The 19,880-nt window shown below is 68.8% G+C and carries 22 protein-coding genes; 8 read left to right on the plus strand and 14 right to left on the minus strand.

The annotated features are described in order from the left end of the window. Positions 1 to 2 precede the first annotated feature (2 nt). Positions 3 to 986: a LysR family transcriptional regulator gene (locus tag WS61_RS04695; RefSeq protein WP_082742142.1), complete on the minus strand. Its 984-nt coding sequence runs from the start codon at positions 984 to 986 to the stop codon at positions 3 to 5. A 101-nt stretch (positions 987 to 1,087) separates the two neighbouring features. Here WS61_RS04695 and WS61_RS04700 point away from each other — a divergent pair, with 101 nt between their 5' ends. Next, the gene (locus WS61_RS04700; RefSeq protein ID WP_059499623.1) at positions 1,088 to 2,320 is read left to right on the plus strand and encodes an MFS transporter; all 1,233 of its coding nucleotides are present in this window, start codon (positions 1,088 to 1,090) and stop codon (positions 2,318 to 2,320) included. Positions 2,321 to 2,744: 424 nt separating this feature from the next. Continuing rightward, a complete protein-coding gene (locus WS61_RS04705) occupies positions 2,745 to 3,437 on the plus strand; it encodes a phosphatase PAP2 family protein (RefSeq protein ID WP_059499624.1) in 693 nt (230 codons plus the stop codon). Between the two features lie 100 nt (positions 3,438 to 3,537). Here the strand turns inward: WS61_RS04705 and WS61_RS04710 are convergent, their stop codons facing one another. Together WS61_RS04710 and WS61_RS04715 are read right to left on the minus strand one after the other, a co-directional pair. Continuing rightward, positions 3,538 to 4,197, minus strand: a complete 660-nt coding sequence (locus WS61_RS04710) for a glutathione S-transferase family protein (protein WP_059499464.1) — start codon at positions 4,195 to 4,197, stop codon at positions 3,538 to 3,540. A gap of 125 nt (positions 4,198 to 4,322) precedes the next feature. Further along, the gene (locus WS61_RS04715) at positions 4,323 to 5,393 is read right to left on the minus strand and encodes an MBL fold metallo-hydrolase (protein WP_059499465.1); all 1,071 of its coding nucleotides are present in this window, start codon (positions 5,391 to 5,393) and stop codon (positions 4,323 to 4,325) included. Positions 5,394 to 5,703: 310 nt separating this feature from the next. Between WS61_RS04715 and WS61_RS04725 the strand changes: the two genes are divergently transcribed. Next, positions 5,704 to 6,609, plus strand: coding sequence for an HTH-type transcriptional regulator ArgP (locus WS61_RS04725; RefSeq protein WP_059499467.1), 906 nt, complete (start codon positions 5,704 to 5,706; stop codon positions 6,607 to 6,609). Between the two features lie 155 nt (positions 6,610 to 6,764). After that, on the plus strand, positions 6,765 to 6,977 hold the full coding sequence (locus tag WS61_RS04730) for a DUF1059 domain-containing protein (protein ID WP_034205979.1): 213 nt from the start codon (positions 6,765 to 6,767) through the stop codon (positions 6,975 to 6,977). Between the two features lie 103 nt (positions 6,978 to 7,080). Here the strand turns inward: WS61_RS04730 and ltaE are convergent, their stop codons facing one another. The 3 genes from ltaE to WS61_RS04745 all read right to left on the minus strand — a co-directional run bounded on the left by ltaE (position 7,081) and on the right by WS61_RS04745 (position 9,100). Further along, entirely contained in the window at positions 7,081 to 8,094 is a 1,014-nt protein-coding gene (gene ltaE / locus WS61_RS04735; RefSeq protein ID WP_059499468.1) for a low-specificity L-threonine aldolase, read from the minus strand. A 114-nt stretch (positions 8,095 to 8,208) separates the two neighbouring features. After that, positions 8,209 to 8,763, minus strand: coding sequence for a YMGG-like glycine zipper-containing protein (locus tag WS61_RS04740; protein WP_059499469.1), 555 nt, complete (start codon positions 8,761 to 8,763; stop codon positions 8,209 to 8,211). Between the two features lie 13 nt (positions 8,764 to 8,776). Next, positions 8,777 to 9,100 (minus strand): hypothetical protein, encoded by a 324-nt coding sequence (locus WS61_RS04745; protein ID WP_059499470.1) that lies wholly within the window; start codon positions 9,098 to 9,100, stop codon positions 8,777 to 8,779. 469 nt (positions 9,101 to 9,569) lie between these two features. Between WS61_RS04745 and WS61_RS04750 the strand changes: the two genes are divergently transcribed. Genes WS61_RS04750 through WS61_RS04760 form a run of 3 tightly spaced genes read left to right on the plus strand, consistent with a single transcriptional unit; the run spans position 9,570 to position 12,179 of the window. Next, positions 9,570 to 10,991 carry a cytochrome ubiquinol oxidase subunit I gene (locus tag WS61_RS04750; RefSeq protein ID WP_059499471.1) on the plus strand — a complete coding sequence of 474 codons (1,422 nt, stop codon included), beginning with the start codon at positions 9,570 to 9,572 and terminating at the stop codon, positions 10,989 to 10,991. Between the two features lie 29 nt (positions 10,992 to 11,020). After that, positions 11,021 to 12,028 carry a cytochrome d ubiquinol oxidase subunit II gene (gene cydB / locus WS61_RS04755; protein ID WP_059499472.1) on the plus strand — a complete coding sequence of 336 codons (1,008 nt, stop codon included), beginning with the start codon at positions 11,021 to 11,023 and terminating at the stop codon, positions 12,026 to 12,028. Further along, complete coding sequence (locus WS61_RS04760; RefSeq protein WP_059499473.1) at positions 12,000 to 12,179, plus strand: hypothetical protein; 180 nt, start codon at positions 12,000 to 12,002, stop codon at positions 12,177 to 12,179. Before cydB ends, WS61_RS04760 begins: the two co-directional genes overlap by 29 nt. Before the next feature lie 125 nt (positions 12,180 to 12,304). Here WS61_RS04760 and WS61_RS04765 read toward each other — a convergent pair whose 3' ends face one another. The 8 genes from WS61_RS04765 to WS61_RS04800 form a co-directional block, all read right to left on the minus strand. Continuing rightward, entirely contained in the window at positions 12,305 to 12,589 is a 285-nt protein-coding gene (locus WS61_RS04765) for a helix-turn-helix domain-containing protein (protein ID WP_059499474.1), read from the minus strand. Between the two features lie 15 nt (positions 12,590 to 12,604). Further along, the gene (locus WS61_RS04770) at positions 12,605 to 13,921 is read right to left on the minus strand and encodes a type II toxin-antitoxin system HipA family toxin (protein ID WP_059499475.1); all 1,317 of its coding nucleotides are present in this window, start codon (positions 13,919 to 13,921) and stop codon (positions 12,605 to 12,607) included. Between the two features lie 112 nt (positions 13,922 to 14,033). Further along, positions 14,034 to 14,228 (minus strand): YqaE/Pmp3 family membrane protein, encoded by a 195-nt coding sequence (locus WS61_RS04775; protein WP_027781657.1) that lies wholly within the window; start codon positions 14,226 to 14,228, stop codon positions 14,034 to 14,036. Positions 14,229 to 14,349: 121 nt separating this feature from the next. Further along, on the minus strand, positions 14,350 to 14,820 hold the full coding sequence (locus tag WS61_RS04780) for a TIGR00725 family protein (RefSeq protein ID WP_095211607.1): 471 nt from the start codon (positions 14,818 to 14,820) through the stop codon (positions 14,350 to 14,352). 61 nt (positions 14,821 to 14,881) lie between these two features. Further along, positions 14,882 to 15,712: an ABC transporter permease gene (locus WS61_RS04785; protein ID WP_059499477.1), complete on the minus strand. Its 831-nt coding sequence runs from the start codon at positions 15,710 to 15,712 to the stop codon at positions 14,882 to 14,884. Between the two features lie 10 nt (positions 15,713 to 15,722). Next, positions 15,723 to 16,811: an extracellular solute-binding protein gene (locus tag WS61_RS04790; RefSeq protein ID WP_059499478.1), complete on the minus strand. Its 1,089-nt coding sequence runs from the start codon at positions 16,809 to 16,811 to the stop codon at positions 15,723 to 15,725. A 26-nt stretch (positions 16,812 to 16,837) separates the two neighbouring features. Next, a complete protein-coding gene (locus WS61_RS04795) occupies positions 16,838 to 17,881 on the minus strand; it encodes an ABC transporter ATP-binding protein (RefSeq protein ID WP_059499479.1) in 1,044 nt (347 codons plus the stop codon). Between the two features lie 7 nt (positions 17,882 to 17,888). Next, positions 17,889 to 18,740, minus strand: a complete 852-nt coding sequence (locus WS61_RS04800; RefSeq protein WP_059499480.1) for an ABC transporter permease — start codon at positions 18,738 to 18,740, stop codon at positions 17,889 to 17,891. A gap of 162 nt (positions 18,741 to 18,902) precedes the next feature. On the opposite strand from WS61_RS04800, the gene WS61_RS04805 reads away from it, so the two are divergent. Continuing rightward, complete coding sequence (locus WS61_RS04805; protein WP_059499481.1) at positions 18,903 to 19,820, plus strand: LysR substrate-binding domain-containing protein; 918 nt, start codon at positions 18,903 to 18,905, stop codon at positions 19,818 to 19,820. Positions 19,821 to 19,880: the final 60 nt, after the last annotated feature.

Here is a 19,880-nt window from a genome sequence, read left to right on the forward strand (position 1 = left end):
CTTCAGCCGTCGCGCCCTTCGACGAGCGCCGGCACGGCCTCGCGCATCATCGCGGCGAACCGCACGAGCCGCGACGGATAGAACTGCGCATGCGGATAAGTCAGGTAGACGGGCAGCGGCGCGGCCTGCCATTCGGGCGCGAGGTGCACGAGATCGCCGCGCGCGAGATCGTCGGCCAGCATCCATGACGATCCGACGCATGCGCCGACGCCCAGCAGCGCCGCGCTGCGCAGCGCATACAGGTTCGCGGTCGTGATGCGCGGGCGGATCGCGATGCGCCGCGTGTCGCCGGTCGCTGCATGCGTGAGCACGAGCTCGGTACGGTAGTACGTGCGCAACGCGAGCCACGGCAGCGCGGCGAGCGCATCCGGATCGGCCGGCACGTCGGCACCGTTCAGTATGGATGGCGCGGCGACCACGAAGCGCGGCACCTTCGTCAGCCGGATCGCGACCACGCCCGGATCGGTCGGCTCGCCGACCTGGATCGCGCAATCGATGCCGCTGCCAACGAAATCGCGCACCTCGTCCTGCAGCAGCCACTCGACCGACACGCGCGGATAGTCGCGCAGGAACTGCGCAAGCGGCGCGACGAAACGCTGCTGCCCGAACGCGTGCGGCACCGCCACGCGCAGCAGCCCGTCCGGCTCCTCCTGCGCGCCGCGCAAATCGGCCTCGAACGCCGCCCAGCTCGCCAGCAGCTCCTTCGCCCGCTTGAAGCAACGCTCGCCGTCGACGGTCAGCCGCATCGTATGGGTCGTGCGTTGCAGCAGCCGCATGCCGAGCGAATTTTCCAGCGCCTGCAACCGCCGGCTGACGGTCGGCTGCGTCGTATGCAGTTGCACGGCGGCGGCCGACAGGCTGCCGGCCTCGACTATGCGCACGAAGGTTTCCATCAGCTCGAAACGATAGCCGGCGCCATCCACCGGCACCGTCTGAATGCGCCGAGACCCGCCAGCAGCGGGAGAGGGAGAGGATTTTTCGGTCATGCGTGTAGCGTATAACAAATCTGCGCCAGCCGGCACTACCGTCGCCGGCCGCGTACCGCCACACTCGCGTCCATCCCATTCTTCAACCGAGGATGTACGCGATGTCCACCCCGACCCGTCTCGACACCACGCCCCGCGTGGCGCATGCCCCGGCCCATCCGGCCGCCCATTCGATGCCCGATCGCCGGCTCGTGCTGCTGCTCGCGGCGGCCGCCGGCCTCGGCGTCGCCCCGCTCTACTACGCACAGCCGATGCTCGGCGCGCTCGCGCCCGATCTCGGCGCCTCGGCGCGAGCAATCGGCTTCGTGCCGACGCTCACGCAGCTCGGCTATGCGCTCGGCATCCTGCTGCTCGCACCGCTCGGCGACCGCTTCGACCGGCGCCGCGTGATCGTGACCAAGGCCGCCGCGCTGGTCGTCGCGCTGCTGCTGGCCGCCGTCGCGCCGTCGCTCGGGCTGCTGCTCGCGGCGAGCTTCGCGATCGGCCTCGCCGCGACGATGGCGCAGGACGTCGTGCCGGCCGCCGCGACGCTCGCGCACGACGCGCATCGCGGCCGCATCGTCGGCACGGTGATGACGGGGCTGCTGCTCGGCATTCTGCTGTCGCGCGTCGTGGCCGGATTCGTCGCCGAGACGGCCGGCTGGCGCGCGATGTTCGCGCTCGCGGCCGTCAGCGTCGCCGCGATCGGCGCCGTGGCCGCACGCGGGTTGCCGCGCTTCGCGCCGACCACGCGGCTGCCGTATCGTGCGCTGATCGGCTCGCTCGGCGCGCTGTGGCGCGACCATTCGGCACTGCGCCGCGCCGCCCTCGCGCAGGGGCTGCTGGCCGTCGGTTTCAGCGCGTTCTGGTCGACGCTCGCGGTGATGCTGCACGGCGCGCCGTTCCACCTCGGCAGCGCGGCCGCCGGCGCCTTCGGCCTCGCGGGCGCCGCGGGCGCGCTGGCCGCCCCGATCGCCGGGCGCCTCGCCGATCACCACGGCCCCGAGCGCGTCACGCGGATCGGTATCGGCATCGCGACGGTGTCGTTCGCGTCGATGGCCGCGGCGCCGCTGATGTCGCCGCATGCGCAGCTCGTCCTGCTCGCGCTCGCGACGATCGGCTTCGATCTCGGCGTGCAGGCCACGCTGATCGCGCACCAGGCGATCGTCTACCGGATCGATCCCGCATCGCGCAGCCGCCTCAACGCGGTGCTGTTCGTCGGCATGTTCATCGGGATGGCAGCCGGCGCCGCGATCGGCAGTTCGTTGCTCGCGCAACTGGGCTGGAACGCGGTAACTGCGCTGGCCGTCGCGACGTCGCTGGCCGCGCTCGCCGTGCGGGTGTGGCGCAACTGAAATCGGCATCGCGCCATGCCGGCGGGCAAGCCCACGCGGTTTGCCCGCTTTTTTATTTTCGATCGGCGCGCACGTGACGCTGCGCCGTGCGGCAGATTCGCGCCGTTCCGGCACGGCAATCGCTCATCCGGCGCAAGGACGACGGCGGCCTGCCGAATTGTCCAGTTCACCCAAATATTTTTCCGACGCATGTGCACGCCCGCCCGCAAACGTCGGATGAATCGTCCCTGCCGCACCGCACGGCGCGCTCCCATCCGGCCCCACCACACGGCCCCGGTTTATCAGGGGATTCCCGGTATTTTTTCGCATTTTCTTCGAAATAACGGATGACATACTTGCCCCCCGTTGCGCTCCGTGCGAGCGCGCTTTCCGATCCAGCCGGCCGCCCGTCATGCGCTGCGCGTCCGCCCGGGTCGCACAGGACATGAACGATTTCGACACCACGATCCAGATCTTCCTCACCCACGTGACGTTCGGCCCGTTGATGAATCACGCGATCCGCGTGGTCGCGGGCCTCTACACGTTCAAGGGCTTCGTGCTCGTTCCCGTGCTGTGCTGGCTGTGGTTCCAGCCCGGCCCGAACCGCGAACGGCAACGCGAGCTGGTCGTCGCCACCGTCGCGAGCGGGCTCATCGCGCTGGCCGTCGGCCGCGTACTTGCGCAGGTGCTGCCGTTCCGCGTGCGGCCGATCTACAACCCCGATCTGCACCTGCACTTTCCGTCGGCCGGGCTGCGCGCGGCGACGCTGCAGACATGGAGTTCGTTTCCGAGCGATCACGCGATGCTCTGGATGGCGATCGCGGCCGGCATCTTCATCATCGCGCGCCGCATCGGCATCGTCGCGCTGCTGTATTCGGTCGTGTTCATCTGCCTGCCGCGCGCGTATCTCGGCTTTCACTATCCGACCGACCTGATCGCGGGCGCGGCGATCGGCATCGCGATCGCATGGCTGCTGACGCGCGACGCGATCCGGTCGCGCTTCGCGCCGCCGGTGATGGAGCTGATCCGGCGCTTTCCCGCGCCGGCCTATACGCTCGCGTTCCTGCTGTGCTTCGAGTTGATCACGCAGTTCGACGAGTTGCTGACGCTCGCGCAGTCGGCCACGCGCACGATGTGACGGGCCCCCGCGATGCTGCCGCTGCTGCTGTCGTTCCGTCGCCCCGGCGCGCGCTGCCGGCCATGCGCGGCCGCGGCACGCCGTGCGACGGCCGCGCCCGTCAGTCGCGATCGGGCGCGCCGAGCGGAAAGAACGAACGATACGGTCGCGCCTCGTCGACCGCGCGCGCGAACGACGGCCGCGCGAGCAGACGCTTGCGGTACGCGATCACGTTCGCGAACGCCGGGTCGATCCGGTGCGTCCAGTCCGCGTAGAACAGGAACGGCGCCGCGCCGCAGTCGGCGAGGCTGAAACGGTCGCCGGCCGCCCATTCGCGATCGGCCATCGTCTTGTCGAGCCACGCATACGACGTGTCGAGCATCGCGCGCGCATCGGCCACCCCACGCGCATCGCGTTCGGCTTCCGGCCGCAGCGCATCGAACACGACCTTCTGCTGCGGCGTCGCCACGTAGTTGTCGAAGAAACGGTCCATCGTCCGCACCTCGAGCGCCGCGCGCGGATCGTCGGGCAGCAGGCGCACGGGGCCCGGATGGTTCAAGCCGAGATACTCGATGATGATCGACGCCTCGATCACCGTGCGGCCCGCGTCGACGAGCACCGGGAAGCGCTTCAGCGGCCACAGCGCGGCCAGCTCCTGCATCGGCTTCGGATCGTCGTGCGCGAGCACGCGATAGTCGAACGGCGTGCCGTTCTCGTACAGCGCGGTCAGTACTTTCTGGCAGTAAGACGAAAAGGGATGGGCGTAAAGCGTCGGCATCATTGATGGTCTCTCAGGGTTTCGGCGCCGCGTCATGCGGCGCCACGTGATCGGATACCTTGACGACGAACGGCGCCCGGCCGTTTCGACATCGATCCGGAATTTTTTTCGAGGGGCTGCCCGGGCCGCTACGATCGGCCATCCGCCACGACACGCCCTTCGGCACGCCAGCGCAGCATCCCGCCGCCGAGATTCGCGACCGCGTCGAAGCCGGCCTTCTTCAGGATTACCGTCGCCTGCGCGGAGCGCCCGCCGGCCCGGCACACGGTCACGACCGGCCGCTCGCGCGCGATCTCGCCGGTGCGCGCGGCCAGTTCGCCGAGCGGGATCGGCATCGCGCCGGGCAGATGGCCGAGCGGGCCCGCGAATTCGTCCGGTTCGCGCACGTCGACGACCTGCACGGCCGGCAGATGATCCTCGAGCCATTGCGGATCGATTTCCCAGAAACCGGCGAACGTATAGACGAGCGGCGCCCAGTTGGCTGTCGCCCGCGCATCGGGCGCGTTCGCGGCGACGCCGCACTGGAGGTTCGCCGGCACCGCGACGTCGATCTGGCGCGGGTGCGCGAGCCCGAGGTTGCGCATGTAGCCGGCGAAATCGTCTTCGCTGAGATCGCCGCCGAGGCGCGGGTTGAAGCGCCGCTCCTCGCCGACGCTCGTCACCGTGAGCCCGCGATAGTCGTGCGCCGGATACAGCAGGCACGCGGCCGGCAGCGTGAAAAGCCGGCCGTGCACCGCGCGATACAGCGCGCGCGGGTCGCCCTGCTGGAAGTCGGTGCGGCCGGTGCCGCGGATCAGCAGGCAATCGCCGGTGAACGCCATCGATTCGTCGTCGAGCACGAGGCTGATGCACCCGCTCGTGTGGCCGGGCGTCGCGCGCACGGTCAGGTAGCGCGAGCCGAACGCGCAGCGGTCGCCGTCGTTCAGGTAGCGGTCGGCGCCCTGCGCGCCGCTCGCGGCCGAGATCGCGATCGCGCTGCCCGTGTGCTGCTTCAGGAGCCACGCGCCCGTCACGTGATCGGCATGCACGTGCGTGTCGACGGTCGCGACGAGCCGCAGCCCGAGTTCGTCGAGCAGTGCCGCGTCGCGGCGCACCTGCTCGAACACGGGATCGATCAGCAGCGCCTCGCGCGATGCGCCGTCGGCGAGCAGATACGTGTACGTCGACGATTGCGGGTCGAAAAGTTGCCGGAAGATCATGGCGCTGGTGCTCCGTTGCTGGTGCTTCAGTGGGGTGTAGCCTGATCGGAATGCTACTTCGCGTCGCCGGGCGCCGGCGTCGACGTCGGCATGACGACATCGAGACCGCGCGGGCGGCATCGCGCCGGCCGCGTTTCGCACATCCATACAGCGTAAGTCAAAATGCCTGCGCCGCCGGCATCGCCCTGCCCCGCAACCGATTCCGTCGACGAATCGCGCACGGCGGGACGATGCGCGGCACCCGGGCGGCCGCGCACGCTGCCTTACACTACGGCCTCTTCTCGTCTCCGATCACAGGAATGCCCTCGACATGTCGATGACGATCGATCCGAAGCAGGCCGCCGCACTGCTGGCCGTCGCCGATACCGGCAGCTTCGAGCAGGCGGCCGTGCGCCTGCACGTGACCGCGTCCGCCGTCACGCAGCGGGTCCGCGCGCTGGAGGCGAGCCTCGGCACGCCGCTCGTGCTGCGCACGCGGCCGTGCCGCCCGACGGTAGCCGGGCAGCGCGTGCTGCAGCACCTGCGCCGCGTCGCGCTGCTGCAGGCCGACCTGCAGAGCACGCTCGCGGCCGAGCGCGAATCGCCGATCTCGGTGACGATCGCGCTGAATGCCGACAGTCTCGGCACGTGGTTCCTGCCCGCGCTGACGTCCGTGCTCGCGGGCGAGCGGATCCTGTTCGAGCTGATCGTCGAGGATCAGGATCACACGTTCGCGCTGCTCGAAAGCGGGATGGCGGTCGGCTGCGTGACGACCGAGCCGAAGCCGATGCGCGGCTGCATCGCGACGCCGCTCGGCACGATGCGCTACCGGCTGCTCGCCGCGGCCGCGTTCGCCGGTCGCTGGTTCCCGCGCGGCCTGAACCGCACGAGCGCGCGCCACGCGCCCGTCGTCGCGTATTCGCGGCGCGACACGCTGCAATCGTCGTTCCTGAAGGAGAAGTTCGGCTTGCCCGAAGGCGCGTACCCGTGCCACTACGTGCCGGGCACCCATTCGCACTTCGCCGCGGTGCGGCACGGGCTCGGCTACGCGATGGTGCCGGAGCCGCTGATCGGCACCGCGCCGCTCGACGCGCAGGGGCTCGTCGATCTCGCGCCCGCGCATCCGACCGACGTCACGCTGTACTGGCACGCGTGGACCGTGCAGTCGCCGACGATGGCGTCGCTGTCCGCGCGGGTCGTCGAAGCGGCGCGCCGGCTGCTCGCGCCGTTGCCGTGACGCGCTGGCGCGCGGGCGATCGACGTTGCCGGCGCGGGATGCACGGCGACAGGAAAGTCGGCCGCGCCGCCTATACTTTTTCCATCGGCCTCGCGAACGCGCCGCGCGGCCGACCATCCAGGTCCGGCCGTTCCCTTTCGTGTGAGGAGAACATCATGTCCCGCCGCTATATCGATTGCCGCGAGTTTCCCAGCGCGACGCATTGCTCGGTCGCAATCTCCGCCGACTCCGACAACGAACTGCTGGAGGCCGCCGTGCAACATGCGGTCTCGGTCCACCAGCACACCGACAGCGCCGAACTGCGCACGCAGCTGAAATCGCTATTTCACGACGGCACACCGCCTGCCGACATGCCGCGGCAAGCGTAATCCGCCGCAACGATCGATCGACCACGCGCCGCGTCACCCCTTCGTGCGTGACGTCATGTCGTACGACGCCGCGCCGGCCCGTCGCCGGCCGGCGCGTTCCGCTTCACGCGCGACGCTGCGCGAAATACGCGCCGACCGCGCCGACGAACGTGTCGATGTCCGCGCGCGACACGTCGCAATGCGTGACGAAGCGCGACGCATACAGCATCTGCGTAAGGATCCCGCGCGCCTTGAGCCACGCCTCGAGCGGCGCGCAATCGGCTTCGGGGAATTGCGCGAACACCATGTTCGTCGCATGCGACAGCACCTTCACTTCGTCGATGCGCGCGAGGCCGGCCGCGAGATGCGCGGCATTCGCGTGATCGTCCGCGAGCCGCTCGACGTTGTGATCGAGCGCATACAGGCACGCCGCCGCGAGAATGCCCGATTGCCGCATCCCGCCGCCCAGCACCTTGCGCCAGCGCTGCGCGCGCTCGATCAGCGCACGGCTGCCGACCAGCACCGAGCCGACCGGCGCACCGAGCCCTTTCGAGAAGCAGATCGACACGGTGTCGAACGGCGCGCACAGCTCGGCGATCGAGCGACCCGATGCGACGGCCGCATTGCATACGCGTGCGCCGTCGAGGTGCGTGGACAGCCCGCGGCTGCGCGCGAACGCGACGGCTTCCTGCACATAGCCTTCCGGCAAGACCTGGCCGCCGATCGTGTTTTCGAGCGCGAGCAGCCGCGTGCGGGCAAAGTGATTGTCGAGCGGCTTGATCGCCGCGGCGATCTTCGCGAGCGGCAGCGTGCCGTCCGGCGCGTTCTCGATCGGCTGCGGCTGGATGCTGCCGAGCACGGCCGCGCCGCCGCCCTCGTACTTGTAGGTGTGCGCGAGCTGGCCGACGATGTACTCGTCGCCGCGCTCGCAATGCGACATCAGGGCGGCCAGGTTGCTCTGCGTGCCGCTCGGGAAGAACAGGCCGGCCTCCTTGCCGGCGCGCTCGGCCATCACCGCCTGCAGGCGCAGCACGGTCGGGTCGTCGCCCCAGACGTCGTCGCCGGTTTCGGCGGCGGTCATTGCAGCCAGCATCGCCTGGCTCGGACGTGTCACGGTATCGCTGCGTAAATCGATCATCGCTGTGCCCTGAGTAAACGAGCCGGCATCCTGCGTCCGGCCCTGCCGAAAACGAGACTCAGAGTGTACGCAATTCACGCAGCGCGTGCCGATCGAGGCACGCGATCGCGCGGATCAATATCGCGGCGGCGGCGGCTGGACGCCCGCCGGCGGCATCGGCGGCGCCGCGCGCGGCGCCGTCGTGCCGTATCCGCCCCCGCCATACCCGCCGCCGCTACCGCCGCTCATGCCGCCCGGCACCGGCACGCGGTTGCCGGTCGCATACATGCACTGCAGATACGCGTAGTCGTAGCGGCGCTGGACATCGTAGGCCGAGCCCTGCGCGGCGCCCGCGCCGACGACGCTGCCCGCGAGCAGCCCCGCGCCCGCGCCGACCGCCGCGCCGGTGCCGCCGTTGAACGCGGCGCCGGCCGCCGCGCCGAGCGCGGTGCCGACGGCCGCGCTGCCGACCGCGCTCGCGGTCGATGCCTGCCCGGCGCTCACGCCGCCCGATTGCTGAAACGCATACTGGCGACAACTGCCGTCGTCCGCGCGGAACTGGTCGAACGACTTGCCGGTACCCGGCAGCGCCATCACGCTCGGGCCAGTCGGCATGTATGCGCATGCGCCGAGCAGCGCGGCCAGCGCCAGCGCGGCCGGCAGGCGCAGTGGTCGAAATATCGTCTTCATCGTCGCGCCTCCGTCACTGCGGCCGCGCCGGCACCGCGCGCCAGCCCGACTTGCAGGTCTTCACATACGGGTAGTAATGCTTCGACGCGTCGCAGTAGTACCAGAGGTTCGCGTCGCCGTCGTCCTGCGGCTGTCCCTTCTCGACATACTCGGGCGGCGGCGGAGCGACCGGCACCGCGACGACGGGCGGCGGGTAGTAGTACGGCGCAGGTACGACAGGGGCGTAGTACGGGTAGCCGGGGCCGATATAGACCCCGACCCGGGCGGCATGCGCCACGCCGCCCGTCGCGACCGCCACCGCGGCCGCCGCGCCCAGTGCGAGCTTCAATCCATTCACGTCACGTTCTCCGGCAGGCCGGTTCGTCGATCCGAACCGGACATCCCGAACGCTACGCCGCACGCGATCCGGTATCCATTACGGGCGGGCGCGCGAATGTTGCGCGACGTTACCCGTGTGACGGACGCCCCGCCCGTTCGGACGCGCGCGTTACGCGTTTAACGCATCGAAACCGATTGCCGTCCCGGCACACGGTTGTCGTCCGCGCAAAACCGTTCCGATGACGCGACGCGCCATATTGACGCACGTGCGTCAGACCGCCACGCCGCGGCCACTCACGCCGCGAACGGCCTTCTTGATACGAATCAACGATTTAACCCGAAAGGGCGCGCGACGGGCTGGACATCTGCGACGAGTTGGCGCATTTCGCGGTGCAACATCGCGGCCCATACTCCAGCCAACCCCGACGCCGTCCGCCGGGGTCCGCCGGCACCCGCCGGCGGGTATCGTCAAGTCTCGGTCAACTGGTATGGACACCGCACTTTCGGCCCTCGATCTGGCCCGCCTGCAATTCGCGTTCACCGTCTCCTTTCACATCGTCTTTCCGGCACTGAGCATCGGCCTCGCCAGCTTCATCGCCGTGCTCGAATATCGCTGGCTCAAGACCGGCAAGCAGTACTACAAGACGCTCTGCCTGTTCTGGTCGAAGATCTTCGCGGTCGCGTTCGGGATGGGCGTCGTGTCCGGCGTCGTGATGAGCTATCAGTTCGGCACCAACTGGTCCGGCTTCTCGAGCTTCGCCGGCGCCGTCACCGGCCCGCTGCTGATGTACGAGGTCATGACCGCGTTCTTCCTCGAAGCCGGCTTCCTCGGCATCATGCTGTTCGGCTGGAACCGCGTGAGCCCGCGCGCGCACTTCGGCGCGACGCTGATGGTCGCGATCGGCACGCTGATCTCGACGTTCTGGATTCTCGCGTCGAACAGCTGGATGCAGACGCCGCAAGGCTTCGAGATCGTCGACGGCCGCGTCGTGCCGACCGACTGGTTCGCGATCGTCTTCAACCCGTCGTTCCCGTACCGCCTGTTCCACATGGCGATCGCCGCGTTCATCGTCGCCGCGCTGGTGGTGGCCGCGACGGGCGCGTGGCACCTGCTGAAGGGCCGCCGCGACAAGGGCGTGAAGAAGATGTTCTCGATGGCGCTGTGGCTGCTGCTGGTGCTCGCGCCGCTGCAGGCCGTGATCGGCGACCAGCACGGCATCAACACGCTGAAGCACCAGCCCGCGAAGATCGCCGCGATCGAAGGGCTGTGGGAAACCGAAAAGGGCGGCACGCCGCTCAACCTGTTCGGCATCCCCGACATGAAAGCGGAGACGACCCGCTACGCGGTGAAGGTGCCGCACCTCGGCAGCCTGATCCTCACGCACAGCTGGGACGGCGAGATCCGCGGGCTGAAGGACTTCCCGCCGCAAGACCGCCCCAATTCGACGGTCGTGTTCTGGAGCTTCCGGATCATGGTCGGCCTCGGCTTCGCGATGATCGGCCTCGCCGCGCTCGCATGGCTGCTGCGCCGCCGCGGCCGCCTGTATGAATCGAAGGGGTTCCAGCGCTTCGCGCTCGCGATGGGCCCGACCGGTTTCGTGTCGCTGCTCGCGGGCTGGGTGACGACCGAAGCCGGCCGCCAGCCGTGGGTCGTGTATGGCGTGATGCGCACCGCGCAGGCCGTGTCGCCGCTGTCGGTGCAGCAGGTCAGCCTGTCGATGATGACGTTCGTGATCGTGTACTTCCTCGTGTTCGGCACCGGCGTGTACTACATGCTGAAGCTGATGAAGGCCGGCCCCGCGCTGCCCGCCGTCGAGCACGACGCGACGCACGACCTGCCGGACACGCGCCCCGATCACACCGCGCGCCGCCCGATGTCGGCCGTCGACGAGCTGATCGAGACCGTCTGAGCCCATTCCTTTCGCATACGAGAAAACCTATGGACGTCACCGTAATCTGGGCCGCGATCATCGCATTGGGGCTCTTCATGTACGTCGTGCTCGACGGCTTCGACCTCGGCATCGGCATCGTCTTCCCGTTCTTCCCGGACGAGCGGGAACGCGACCTGATGATGAACACGGTCGCGCCCGTGTGGGACGGCAACGAGACCTGGCTCGTGCTCGGCGGCGCCGGGCTGTTCGCGGTATTTCCGATCGTCTATTCGACGGTGCTGTCGGCGCTGTACCTGCCGCTGATCTTCATGCTGGTGTGTCTGATCTTCCGCGGCGTGTCGTTCGAGATCCGCGCGAAGGCGCGGCGCACGAAGCAGCTGTGGGATCTCGCGTTCATCGGCGGCTCGGCCGGCGCGACGCTGTTCCAGGGCATCGCGCTCGGCGCGTTCCTGCAGGGCATCGACGTGAAGGACGGCGTGTATGCCGGCGGCGCGTTCGACTGGCTCACGCCGTTCAGCCTGCTGACGGGCCTCGGCCTGATCGTCACGTACGCGCTGCTCGGCTGCTGCTGGCTCGTCGCGAAGACCGAAGGCGACCTGCAGCGGCGCCTGCATCGCGTCGTGTGGCCGCTGACCGTCGTGCTGCTCGGCTTCATCGCGATCGTCAGCCTGTGGACGCCGCTGCAGGATCCGGCCGTCGCGCAGCGCTGGTTCGATTCGGGGCTGTTCTGGCGCCTGCTGCCGGTGCCGTTCCTGGTGGCCGCGTGCGCGGTGTGGATGCGTCGCGCGGTACGCGACCGGCACGACATGACGCCGTTCGTGCTCGCGCTGGCGCTGGTGCTGCTCGGCTACGTCGGCCTGCTCGTCACGCTGTTCCCGTATGCGATTCCCCAGACGATGACGATCTGGGAAGCGGCGGCACCGCGTTCGAGCCAGACCTTCACGCTGGTCGGCGCAGCGGTTATCCTCCCGATCATCATCGCCTACACGACGATGGGTTACTGGGTATTCCGAGGCAAGGTGCGCCATGAAGACCAGCATTACTACCACCACTGATTCCGCCGATCGCCCGCCTGCGGCGCCGCGGCCGCGGATGCGCGGCTGGATGTGGTTCGTCGTTCTGTGGGCGGGCGGCGTGATCGGCGCCGTCACGCTCGGCTATGCGTTCAAGATCTTCATGAACCTCACGCTGTTTGCGGTGAAGTAGGCGAAGCGGGGTGCAACGCCCCGCATCCAGCCCTCGCCCGTCTCGCCGTATTGCACGCTGCCGTAGCGCCTTGTGACATCGGGTCGGCAATCGGCGGCGCAGGACGGCGGCGAATGCGCGACCGGCTACGCGTCCTGCCGCACCACGCCCAGTTTGAGCCCCAGCATGCCGAATATGCGGTTCATCGTCTGCACCGTCCCTTCGCTGCGCCCCTGTTCGATATCCTGAATCGTCTTGGTCGACACGCCGGCAAGCGTTGCCATTTCCGCACTCGTCAGCCGCATCGTCTTCTTCAGGTACCGCACGGATTCGCGCAGCGACCATTCGGGATGCGCGAGAACGCCCTCGATCGCTTGCCGCCGGAGCAAAAGCTGTTCGGGAAGCGGCAGCGCGTTGTAGCGTTTGTCCATCGTGTCGTCCTCCGCCTAACCCAGCGCATCCAGTTCACCGGCGAGCCGCTCGAGTCCAGGCCTCAGGAACGCATGCACATCGTCCTCCAATCCGAGCCCGGCGCCATGATCGGCGATTTCCTGCAAACGCGGCGCCATCGCACTCAGCCGCGCCTGCAATGCAGCACGGTCCAGCGCGACATGCGTCTCGCCCGCCCGCGGCTCGCTAGACCGAACGACCGCATCAAGCACGCGCGCCCAGTCCGGCCGGCCGCCGTCATTTCCTTCCCAACGAATACGCCTCGCAATGCCGTCCGGATGCAGATACATCGGTGCAAAGTCGTAGAGCGGTGTCAGCGCGATGCGGCCGTCGAAATCGCGCTGTAACGCGGTGTTTCGCGCATGGTTATCCTTGTTGCCCAACGCGAGATTCGCGACGTCGCGGCACAGGTATTCAGCCACCTCGGCCTGGGGATTCGTGCATTGACGCACGAGATGCCGGCATACCTCGTCATGGCTCGGCACGACACCGAAGCCGGCGTTGCCCGTCAACGAAGCAACGCTTTCCTGAGCGAGCCGGACAACGCGACCGCCCACACGCGCACGATCGAAACGCCGAATGAAGAGCGAGCGGTCGCGCAGCACCAGCGGTGCATGCACGCGCAAGCCGAGACGCTGGGCCAATGACATGTAGGGCGCTTCGTGACGCAGGATCTGCGCAAGGCGTGCGTTCGTGCCGCGTCCGAACTTGACGATGTAATGCTCGACCGCGCGCTCGTCCGGCAGCGTGTGATCGAGATAGAGCAGCCCGTCGTCCGCGCGGGTCAGCAGCAGCTTCGGCCACTCGCCCTGCACACCCGAAGAGCCCGCAACGAAGAATCCGTGCGCGGCAAGATATTCGCTGAACGCGTCGCCTCGCGCGACCACCTCCTCGTCGGTAAAGCCTTGCCGCGGCCCCTGATGCTCGGCAAGCCATTGCGCCGCCTCCCTGACACGCAGATTTCCGATCGAATTACCGGCCCCCGCGAGCAGCAGCGGCCAGTCGGCATGCTCCTCTGCCGTTTCCGGCAAACCGAGGCGGCGCAACAGTTCCTCGCGGCCGAAGCCTTGCGGCAACAGATCGATCAGGAAAACAGGCCAATGCGGTGTCTCCAGTGGCTCGAGGCCAACCGGAAAACGGCACGTCATCGCATGCGCGTCGCGGGCAGGCCGATGCCGAATGGCCCACTCGACGTCGTACCCGGTATAAGCACGCGCGCGCCAACCTTCCCCGGGGTCGCCGAACAGGGTGACGACGCCGATATCGTGCCAGGCACCGTCGGCATGGAGTTGGATCGTGCAGGACGCGCTCATTTTCGGAAGAAATATATATAAATTACTAGACGATCAGCAAGTAAAGTATATATTTTTCTACCGAAATGCCAATCTTCTTTGTCGAGCACGCCTGAGCAGGCGCAATCTTGAATCAGCTTCTGCGGGTCAGCGCCGCCTCGATCTTGCGATCGGTCTTGTACTGGCTCAGCGCGTACACCGACCAGATCGCGGCCGGCAACCAGCCGATGATCGTGAGTTGCAAGAGCAGACAGATGATCCCGGCGATCGGGCGGCCGATCGTGAAGAACTGGAACCACGGGAGCAGCAGGGCAAGCAGAAGGCGCATGAGCGATCCTTTCGGTACGTCGTTGAACGGGTGATACCCGGCCAATATGGCGGGTTGCGCGCGCCGTTTCAAGCCCGAGCGCGACGCGTGCCGGGCGACGTGCCGTACCGATGGGCCCGCGCTACGCCGAATCGGCCAGCCACTGCGCGACGCGCAGGACGAGCGGGTCTGCGTCGTCGAAGCACTCGACGCCCGCGACCTGCGGCGCACCGCAAATCGTGAACACCGGCTTGCCCCACTGCAACCCGAGCGCGATTTCGGACAGCGTGCCGAGCCCGCCGCCGACCGCGATCAGGCACACCGACGCGCGCGCGACCAGCGCATTGCGCGTGATGCCGAGCCCCGTCGGCAACGCGACGCTCAGGTACGGATTCGCCAGCGCGGCGTCGTCTTCGGGCAACAGCCCGATCGCGCAGCCGCCGGCCGCATGCGCGCCTCGCGCGGCGGCCTCCATCACGCCCTGCTTGCCGCCGCCGACGAGCGCGATACCTGTGGCCGCCACCGCGTGCGCGATCCGTTCCGCGACGCGCATCTGTTCATCCGTCGCGTCGCGCGGGCCGATCACGCCGACCGGCATCCGGTGCCGGTGCATGCCGCGTTGCCGCTGCGCCAGTCGCGCGAGCGCGTCGCGGGCCGGTTCGGACCACGCGCATTCAATGACGTCGTTGGCGAACAAGACCTTCCCCCAGTGCCAGAACGCAGGTACAGATGGCCGTCAGCCCGATCGACAGCACGGCCGCCTGCGAGAAATCGGTTTGCCCGTCCGACAGCTTCAAGTACATCAGCAGCGGCAGGATGTTGATCTGCGTGCCGGCCAGCGCCAGCGCCGTGCCGTACGTGCCGAGCGCGATCGCGGTCACGAGGCACCATGCGGATGCGACCGACGGCCACAGCTCGCGCCACGCCACGTCGAGCCACGCGCGCCAGGGCCGCGCGCCGAGCGTCAGCGCCGCCTCGAGCGGCCGCCGGTCGAGATTCGCGAGCGTGGGGTAGATCATCAGCGCGACGCGCGGGATCAGGTAATACGCATAGGCGACCGCGAGCCCCGGCATCGTGTAGATCGCGCCGCCGATCACGGTCGGATCGGCGCCCAGCGCGGCCAGCAGCGTGGTGACGAAGCCTGAGCGGCCGAACGCGAGGATGAAGCCGTACGCGATCACCAGCCCGGAAAACGCCAGCGGCACGCCGAGCAACGCGAGCGACCAGTGACGACGGGCCGGCGACTGTCCGGCCAGCGCGAACGCGACCGGCACGCCGACGGCGACCGACAGCGTGCCGGCGCCTGCAGCCAGCGCCAGCGAGCGCACGATCGCATCGGCGACGAGCGGATCGCGCCACACCGCCGCGAACGCGCGGCCGCCGCCCGCGCATGCCGCGTCGACGAGCGCGGCCAGCGGCAGCACGAAGCACACGGCAAGCAATGCCGCCGCAGGAAGCGCGCCGAAGCGGCGCAGCACGCCGCGTTCGGGTAAGGAAGCCTGCATCCCTCGCCCCTTACTGGCCGAGCGTGGCCTGCGACCAGAGTTGGTCGACCTCGGCCTTGCGCGCCGCCGCCTTCGCGACATCGAGCGGGCGCACCTGCGGCGCGTTCGGCAGCTTCGCCGCGACTTCCGGCGCGACCGGCGTGCCCGGCACCGCCGGACGCACGTAGCCTTGCGCGAACAGCGCCTGCCCGACGTCGCTCATCACGAGGTTGAGCCAGAGCTGCGCGGCGGACGGATTCGGGCCGTTCTTCACGAGACTCATCGCGTAGGGCGCCGACACGCTGCCGTCCTGCGGAATCACGACGTCGGCCGCGTCGCCCATGCCGTCCGCGTACTTCGCCTTGAGGCCGTCGTTCTCGTAGCCGATCAGGATCGGAATCTCGCCCTTCACGAACTTCGCGTACGGCGTCGTGCCTTCCACGCGCAGCACGTTGCCGGCCTGCTTCAGCTTGCCGAAGAAGTCGGCGCCCGGCTTCGGATTCTCGACGCTGCCGCCGTTCGCATACGCGGCCGCGAACACCGCGACCTGGCCCTGCCCGGTCGAGCGCGGGTCGAGATAGACCACCGCGTTGCGGTACTCGGGCTTCAGCAGGTCGGACCAGCGCTGCGGTACGTTCTTGACGAGCTTCCGGTTGACGAGGAACGCGATGTTCAGCGAATGCACGGCGAACCAGCGGGCGTCGGTCGCTCGGAACACGCCCGGCAGCCTGTCGAAGTTGACGGGCTTGAACGGCGCGACGACGTCCTTGCCTGCGGCGTCGAGCGCCGACGCGGCGAAGTAGTACGCGGTATCGGCCTGCGGGCGGCGGCGCGACTTGTCGAGCGCGACGACGGTCGCGGCCGAGCCGATGTCGTTGTAGGTGATCTCGACCTTCGGGTAGCGCTTGCGGAACTCGGCGAACAGCGCCTTCCAGTTCGCCCATTCGGGGCCGGTATCGAACGACACGACGAGCCCTTCGTCGGCCGCCTTCGCGTACAGCGCGTCTTCGCCCGGATACAGCGGCGCGGCCTGCGCCGCCGCGCAGGAAAGCGCCACCAGCGCGCCCAGCGCCAGCACGCGGGCGCGCATGGCCTTCACAAGAGAGGAGCCTGCAAACATCGTGAATCTCCGTTGAACGAAAGAAATCAGCGCGCATCCGGCGATGCCGGCAGCACGAGCAGATGGCGCGGGTCGATCGCGATGCTGCGCGCGGCGGGCTCTCGCCCTTCGCACAGCAGCACGTCGGCCGAGCCGTCCGGAATGAAGTCGTAGCGCTGCGTTGCGCCGAAGTAACGCACGTCCCCGCGACGCCCTTCGATGCGATTCGCGCTCTGCGCCGGCGGATCGGCCTGCACGTGCTCGGGCCGCACCAGCACCGCGATCTCCGTCCCCGGCCGATGCGCGCCCGTTTCCGCGCGCAGCGTCGCGAAGCGCACGTCGATTTCGCCGTGCGCGAGCACGCGGCCGCGCAGCAGCGTCGAATGCCCGACGAAGCGCGCGACCTGGGCGGTCGCCGGACGTTCGTACAGGTCGCGCGGCGTGCCGGACTGAAGCACGCGACCGCCGTCGACGATCGCGACGCGGTCGGCCATGCTCAACGCTTCGTCCTGGTCGTGCGTGACGAACAGCGTCGTCGCGCCGCATGCGCGCTGCAGTGCCCGGATCTCGTCGCGCAGCTGATGACGGATGCCTGCATCGAGCGCCGCCAGCGGCTCGTCGAGCAGCAGCAGCTTCGGCTCGATCACGAGCGCCCGCGCAAGCGCGACGCGCTGCTGCTGTCCGCCGGACAGCATCGCGATGCCGCGCGTCGCGTGCGCCGACAACCCGACCCGCTCGAGCATGTCGAGCGCGCGGCGGCGCCGGACGTCGGCCGCGACGCCGCGCATCCGCAGCCCGTACGCGACGTTGTCGACCACCGACAGGTTCGGGAACAGCGCGTAGTGCTGGAACACCATCCCCACTTCGCGCCGCCACACGGGCACGCCGGCCACGTCGTCGCCGCCGATCGCGATGCGGCCACGCCAGCCGTCGAGCAGCCCGGCCGCGAGCCGCAGCAGCGTGGATTTGCCGGACCCGCTGCGCCCCATCACCGCAAGCAGTTCGCCCTGCGCGGCGGACAGCGTGATGTCCTCGACGCCATGGCGGGCGCCCGGATACTGGAAGCTGACGTGTTCGAATTCGAGGCTCATGGATGACTCACTTCAGACGTTGCACGGTGCCGACGGACACGAGCGTCGCCAGCACGGCGAGCACGAGCAGCACGACGGTGGCGGCGCACGCCATCCCCGTCGCGCCGTAGAACGCCTGCAGCAACACGATCGGATAGTTCCGGTAGCGGAAGCCGGCGATCAGGTTCGAGATCTGGAATTCGCCGATTGACAGTGCGGCCACCATCACGAGCCCGGAAAACAGGCTATGGCGCAGGTTCGGCAGCACGATCGTGACGAACTGGCGCAGCGGCGTCGCACCGAGCGTCGCCGCGCAGGCCTCGAGCCGCGCGAGGCCGAGGTGGCGCAGGTCGCCGAGCAGCGTCTGCAGCAGATACGGCAGCGTCAGCACCGCATGCGCCGCGATCATCAGCGGCAACGTGCCGAGCCACGGCAGCGCGTCGCCGCTGAAGATCGCGATGTAGCCGAAGCCGAGCGTCAGCGCCGGCACCGCGACCGGCATCAGCATCACGACGCGCGTCGCGAAGCCGCCGCCGGCCTGCGCGCGATGATGCAGCGCATACGCGAGCGGCAGGCCGATCACCGCGTTGAGCGCGCAGCACGCCAGCGCGACGATGAAGCTCACGCCGAACGCGCGGGTGAAGCTACGGTTCGCAGCCAGGTCGGCGAACCAGTGCCCGGTGACGCCGGCGGGCAGCAACGTGTTCGTCCACGATTCGCCCACCGCGCCGATCAGCAGCAAGGCGATCGGCAACAGCAGGTAGAGCGCGAACGCCGCGAGCAGCGCCTGCAGCAGCAGGCGCCCGACGGGCGGCCGGGCCGGTTTGTTACGACGAATCGGAATACCGTCGGCCACGGCCGGGGCGGTTGACGCAGGCATGAACACACTCGCTGACGATCGGAAAAATCCTCGCGCAACGCCCGCCGGACGAGGCCCGCATGCGTTGTCGAAGCCGGCGCAGTGTGCGGTTCCGACATGGCATCGTCATGAAAAAAACGTAAAAAGCGCGCATCGACCTGTGCAAGGACGGAACAGCTCGCCATGAAGCATCTGTATCCGAACGTGGCGGAACTGCATGCATTCGCCACGTCCGCGAAGTACCTGAACTTCTCCTACGCGGCCCGCGAACTGGGCCTGACGCCGAGCGCGGTCAGCCGGCAGATCGCGAACCTCGAGGCGCTGTTCGGCGTGAAGCTGTTCGTGCGCGAGGGGCGCGGCCTCGCGCTCACCCGTGCCGGCCAGGTGTATCACGCGCGCGTCGTCGGCCCGCTGCGCGAAATCGGCAACGCGTCGATCGAGCTGCTGAGCGCCCGCGAGAACAGCGACCTGCTGACGATCGCGAGCGTGCCGACCTTCACGACGAAGTGGCTGTTGCCGCGGCTCACGCGCTTTCTCGCCGCCGCGCCGGGCGTCACGCTGAGCTTTCGCCGTCATCTCGCGCCCGGCGACGTGTTTCCGTTCGGGCTCGACGCGGCGATCCGCTACGGCGACGGCGGATGGGAAGGCGTGCGAAGCGACTATCTCGGCGGGAGGACTTTCGTGCCGGTCTGCTCGCGCGAATTCGCCGACCGGCATGCGCTGCATGGGCCTGCCGATGCCGCGGCGGCGCCGCGCCTCGTGCACGAACAGGCGGAGATCGCGTGGTCCGCCTGGGCGGAACGTCATCGCGCGTCGCAAATGAACGCGCTGGCCGGGCCACGCTTCGAGCAATATTCGGTGCTGATTCAGGCGGCCCAGGCCGGGCTCGGGATCGCCCTCGTGCCGCGCTTCCTGATTCTCGACAATCTCGCTGCGGGCACGCTGGTCGAGCCGTTCGACGCGCCGGTCGACGTGGACGCGCAGGGACACTACCTGTGCTACGCGCCGGAGCGGCTCGACACGAGCGATGCATTGCGGCGTTTCAGGGCATGGATGCTGGACGAAGCCGGGTGCGCGCAAGACGGCACGCCGTCGCCCTGAAACGAACGGCGCGCACCGCCGCACGGCGGCACGCGCCCGTTGCCGGACACCGCGCGACGT

This window comes from Burkholderia sp. ABCPW 11, assembly GCF_001523445.1.
Lineage (GTDB): Bacteria > Pseudomonadota > Gammaproteobacteria > Burkholderiales > Burkholderiaceae > Burkholderia.

What these genes read in the sequence shown, in the direction of transcription:
- WS61_RS04715 (WP_059499465.1), bottom strand. Translation starts at nt 5,393, where the DNA reads ATGATCTTCCGGCAACTTTTCGACCCGCAATCGTCGACGTACACGTAT.
- WS61_RS04780 (WP_095211607.1), bottom strand. Translation starts at nt 14,820, where the DNA reads ATGCACCGGCACCGGATGCCGGTCGGCGTGATCGGCCCGCGCGACGCG.
- WS61_RS04785 (WP_059499477.1), bottom strand. Translation starts at nt 15,712, where the DNA reads ATGCAGGCTTCCTTACCCGAACGCGGCGTGCTGCGCCGCTTCGGCGCG.
- WS61_RS04770 (WP_059499475.1), bottom strand. Translation starts at nt 13,921, where the DNA reads ATGAGCGCGTCCTGCACGATCCAACTCCATGCCGACGGTGCCTGGCAC.
- WS61_RS04760 (WP_059499473.1), top strand. Translation starts at nt 12,000, where the DNA reads ATGAAGACCAGCATTACTACCACCACTGATTCCGCCGATCGCCCGCCT.
- WS61_RS04730 (WP_034205979.1), top strand. Translation starts at nt 6,765, where the DNA reads ATGTCCCGCCGCTATATCGATTGCCGCGAGTTTCCCAGCGCGACGCAT.
- WS61_RS04700 (WP_059499623.1), top strand. Translation starts at nt 1,088, where the DNA reads ATGTCCACCCCGACCCGTCTCGACACCACGCCCCGCGTGGCGCATGCC.
- WS61_RS04750 (WP_059499471.1), top strand. Translation starts at nt 9,570, where the DNA reads ATGGACACCGCACTTTCGGCCCTCGATCTGGCCCGCCTGCAATTCGCG.
- cydB (WP_059499472.1), top strand. Translation starts at nt 11,021, where the DNA reads ATGGACGTCACCGTAATCTGGGCCGCGATCATCGCATTGGGGCTCTTC.
- WS61_RS04805 (WP_059499481.1), top strand. Translation starts at nt 18,903, where the DNA reads ATGAAGCATCTGTATCCGAACGTGGCGGAACTGCATGCATTCGCCACG.
- WS61_RS04705 (WP_059499624.1), top strand. Translation starts at nt 2,745, where the DNA reads ATGAACGATTTCGACACCACGATCCAGATCTTCCTCACCCACGTGACG.
- WS61_RS04775 (WP_027781657.1), bottom strand. Translation starts at nt 14,228, where the DNA reads ATGCGCCTTCTGCTTGCCCTGCTGCTCCCGTGGTTCCAGTTCTTCACG.
- WS61_RS04800 (WP_059499480.1), bottom strand. Translation starts at nt 18,740, where the DNA reads ATGCCTGCGTCAACCGCCCCGGCCGTGGCCGACGGTATTCCGATTCGT.
- WS61_RS04790 (WP_059499478.1), bottom strand. Translation starts at nt 16,811, where the DNA reads ATGTTTGCAGGCTCCTCTCTTGTGAAGGCCATGCGCGCCCGCGTGCTG.
- WS61_RS04710 (WP_059499464.1), bottom strand. Translation starts at nt 4,197, where the DNA reads ATGATGCCGACGCTTTACGCCCATCCCTTTTCGTCTTACTGCCAGAAA.
- WS61_RS04695 (WP_082742142.1), bottom strand. Translation starts at nt 986, where the DNA reads ATGACCGAAAAATCCTCTCCCTCTCCCGCTGCTGGCGGGTCTCGGCGC.
- ltaE (WP_059499468.1), bottom strand. Translation starts at nt 8,094, where the DNA reads ATGATCGATTTACGCAGCGATACCGTGACACGTCCGAGCCAGGCGATG.
- WS61_RS04725 (WP_059499467.1), top strand. Translation starts at nt 5,704, where the DNA reads ATGTCGATGACGATCGATCCGAAGCAGGCCGCCGCACTGCTGGCCGTC.
- WS61_RS04765 (WP_059499474.1), bottom strand. Translation starts at nt 12,589, where the DNA reads ATGGACAAACGCTACAACGCGCTGCCGCTTCCCGAACAGCTTTTGCTC.
- WS61_RS04795 (WP_059499479.1), bottom strand. Translation starts at nt 17,881, where the DNA reads ATGAGCCTCGAATTCGAACACGTCAGCTTCCAGTATCCGGGCGCCCGC.
- WS61_RS04740 (WP_059499469.1), bottom strand. Translation starts at nt 8,763, where the DNA reads ATGAAGACGATATTTCGACCACTGCGCCTGCCGGCCGCGCTGGCGCTG.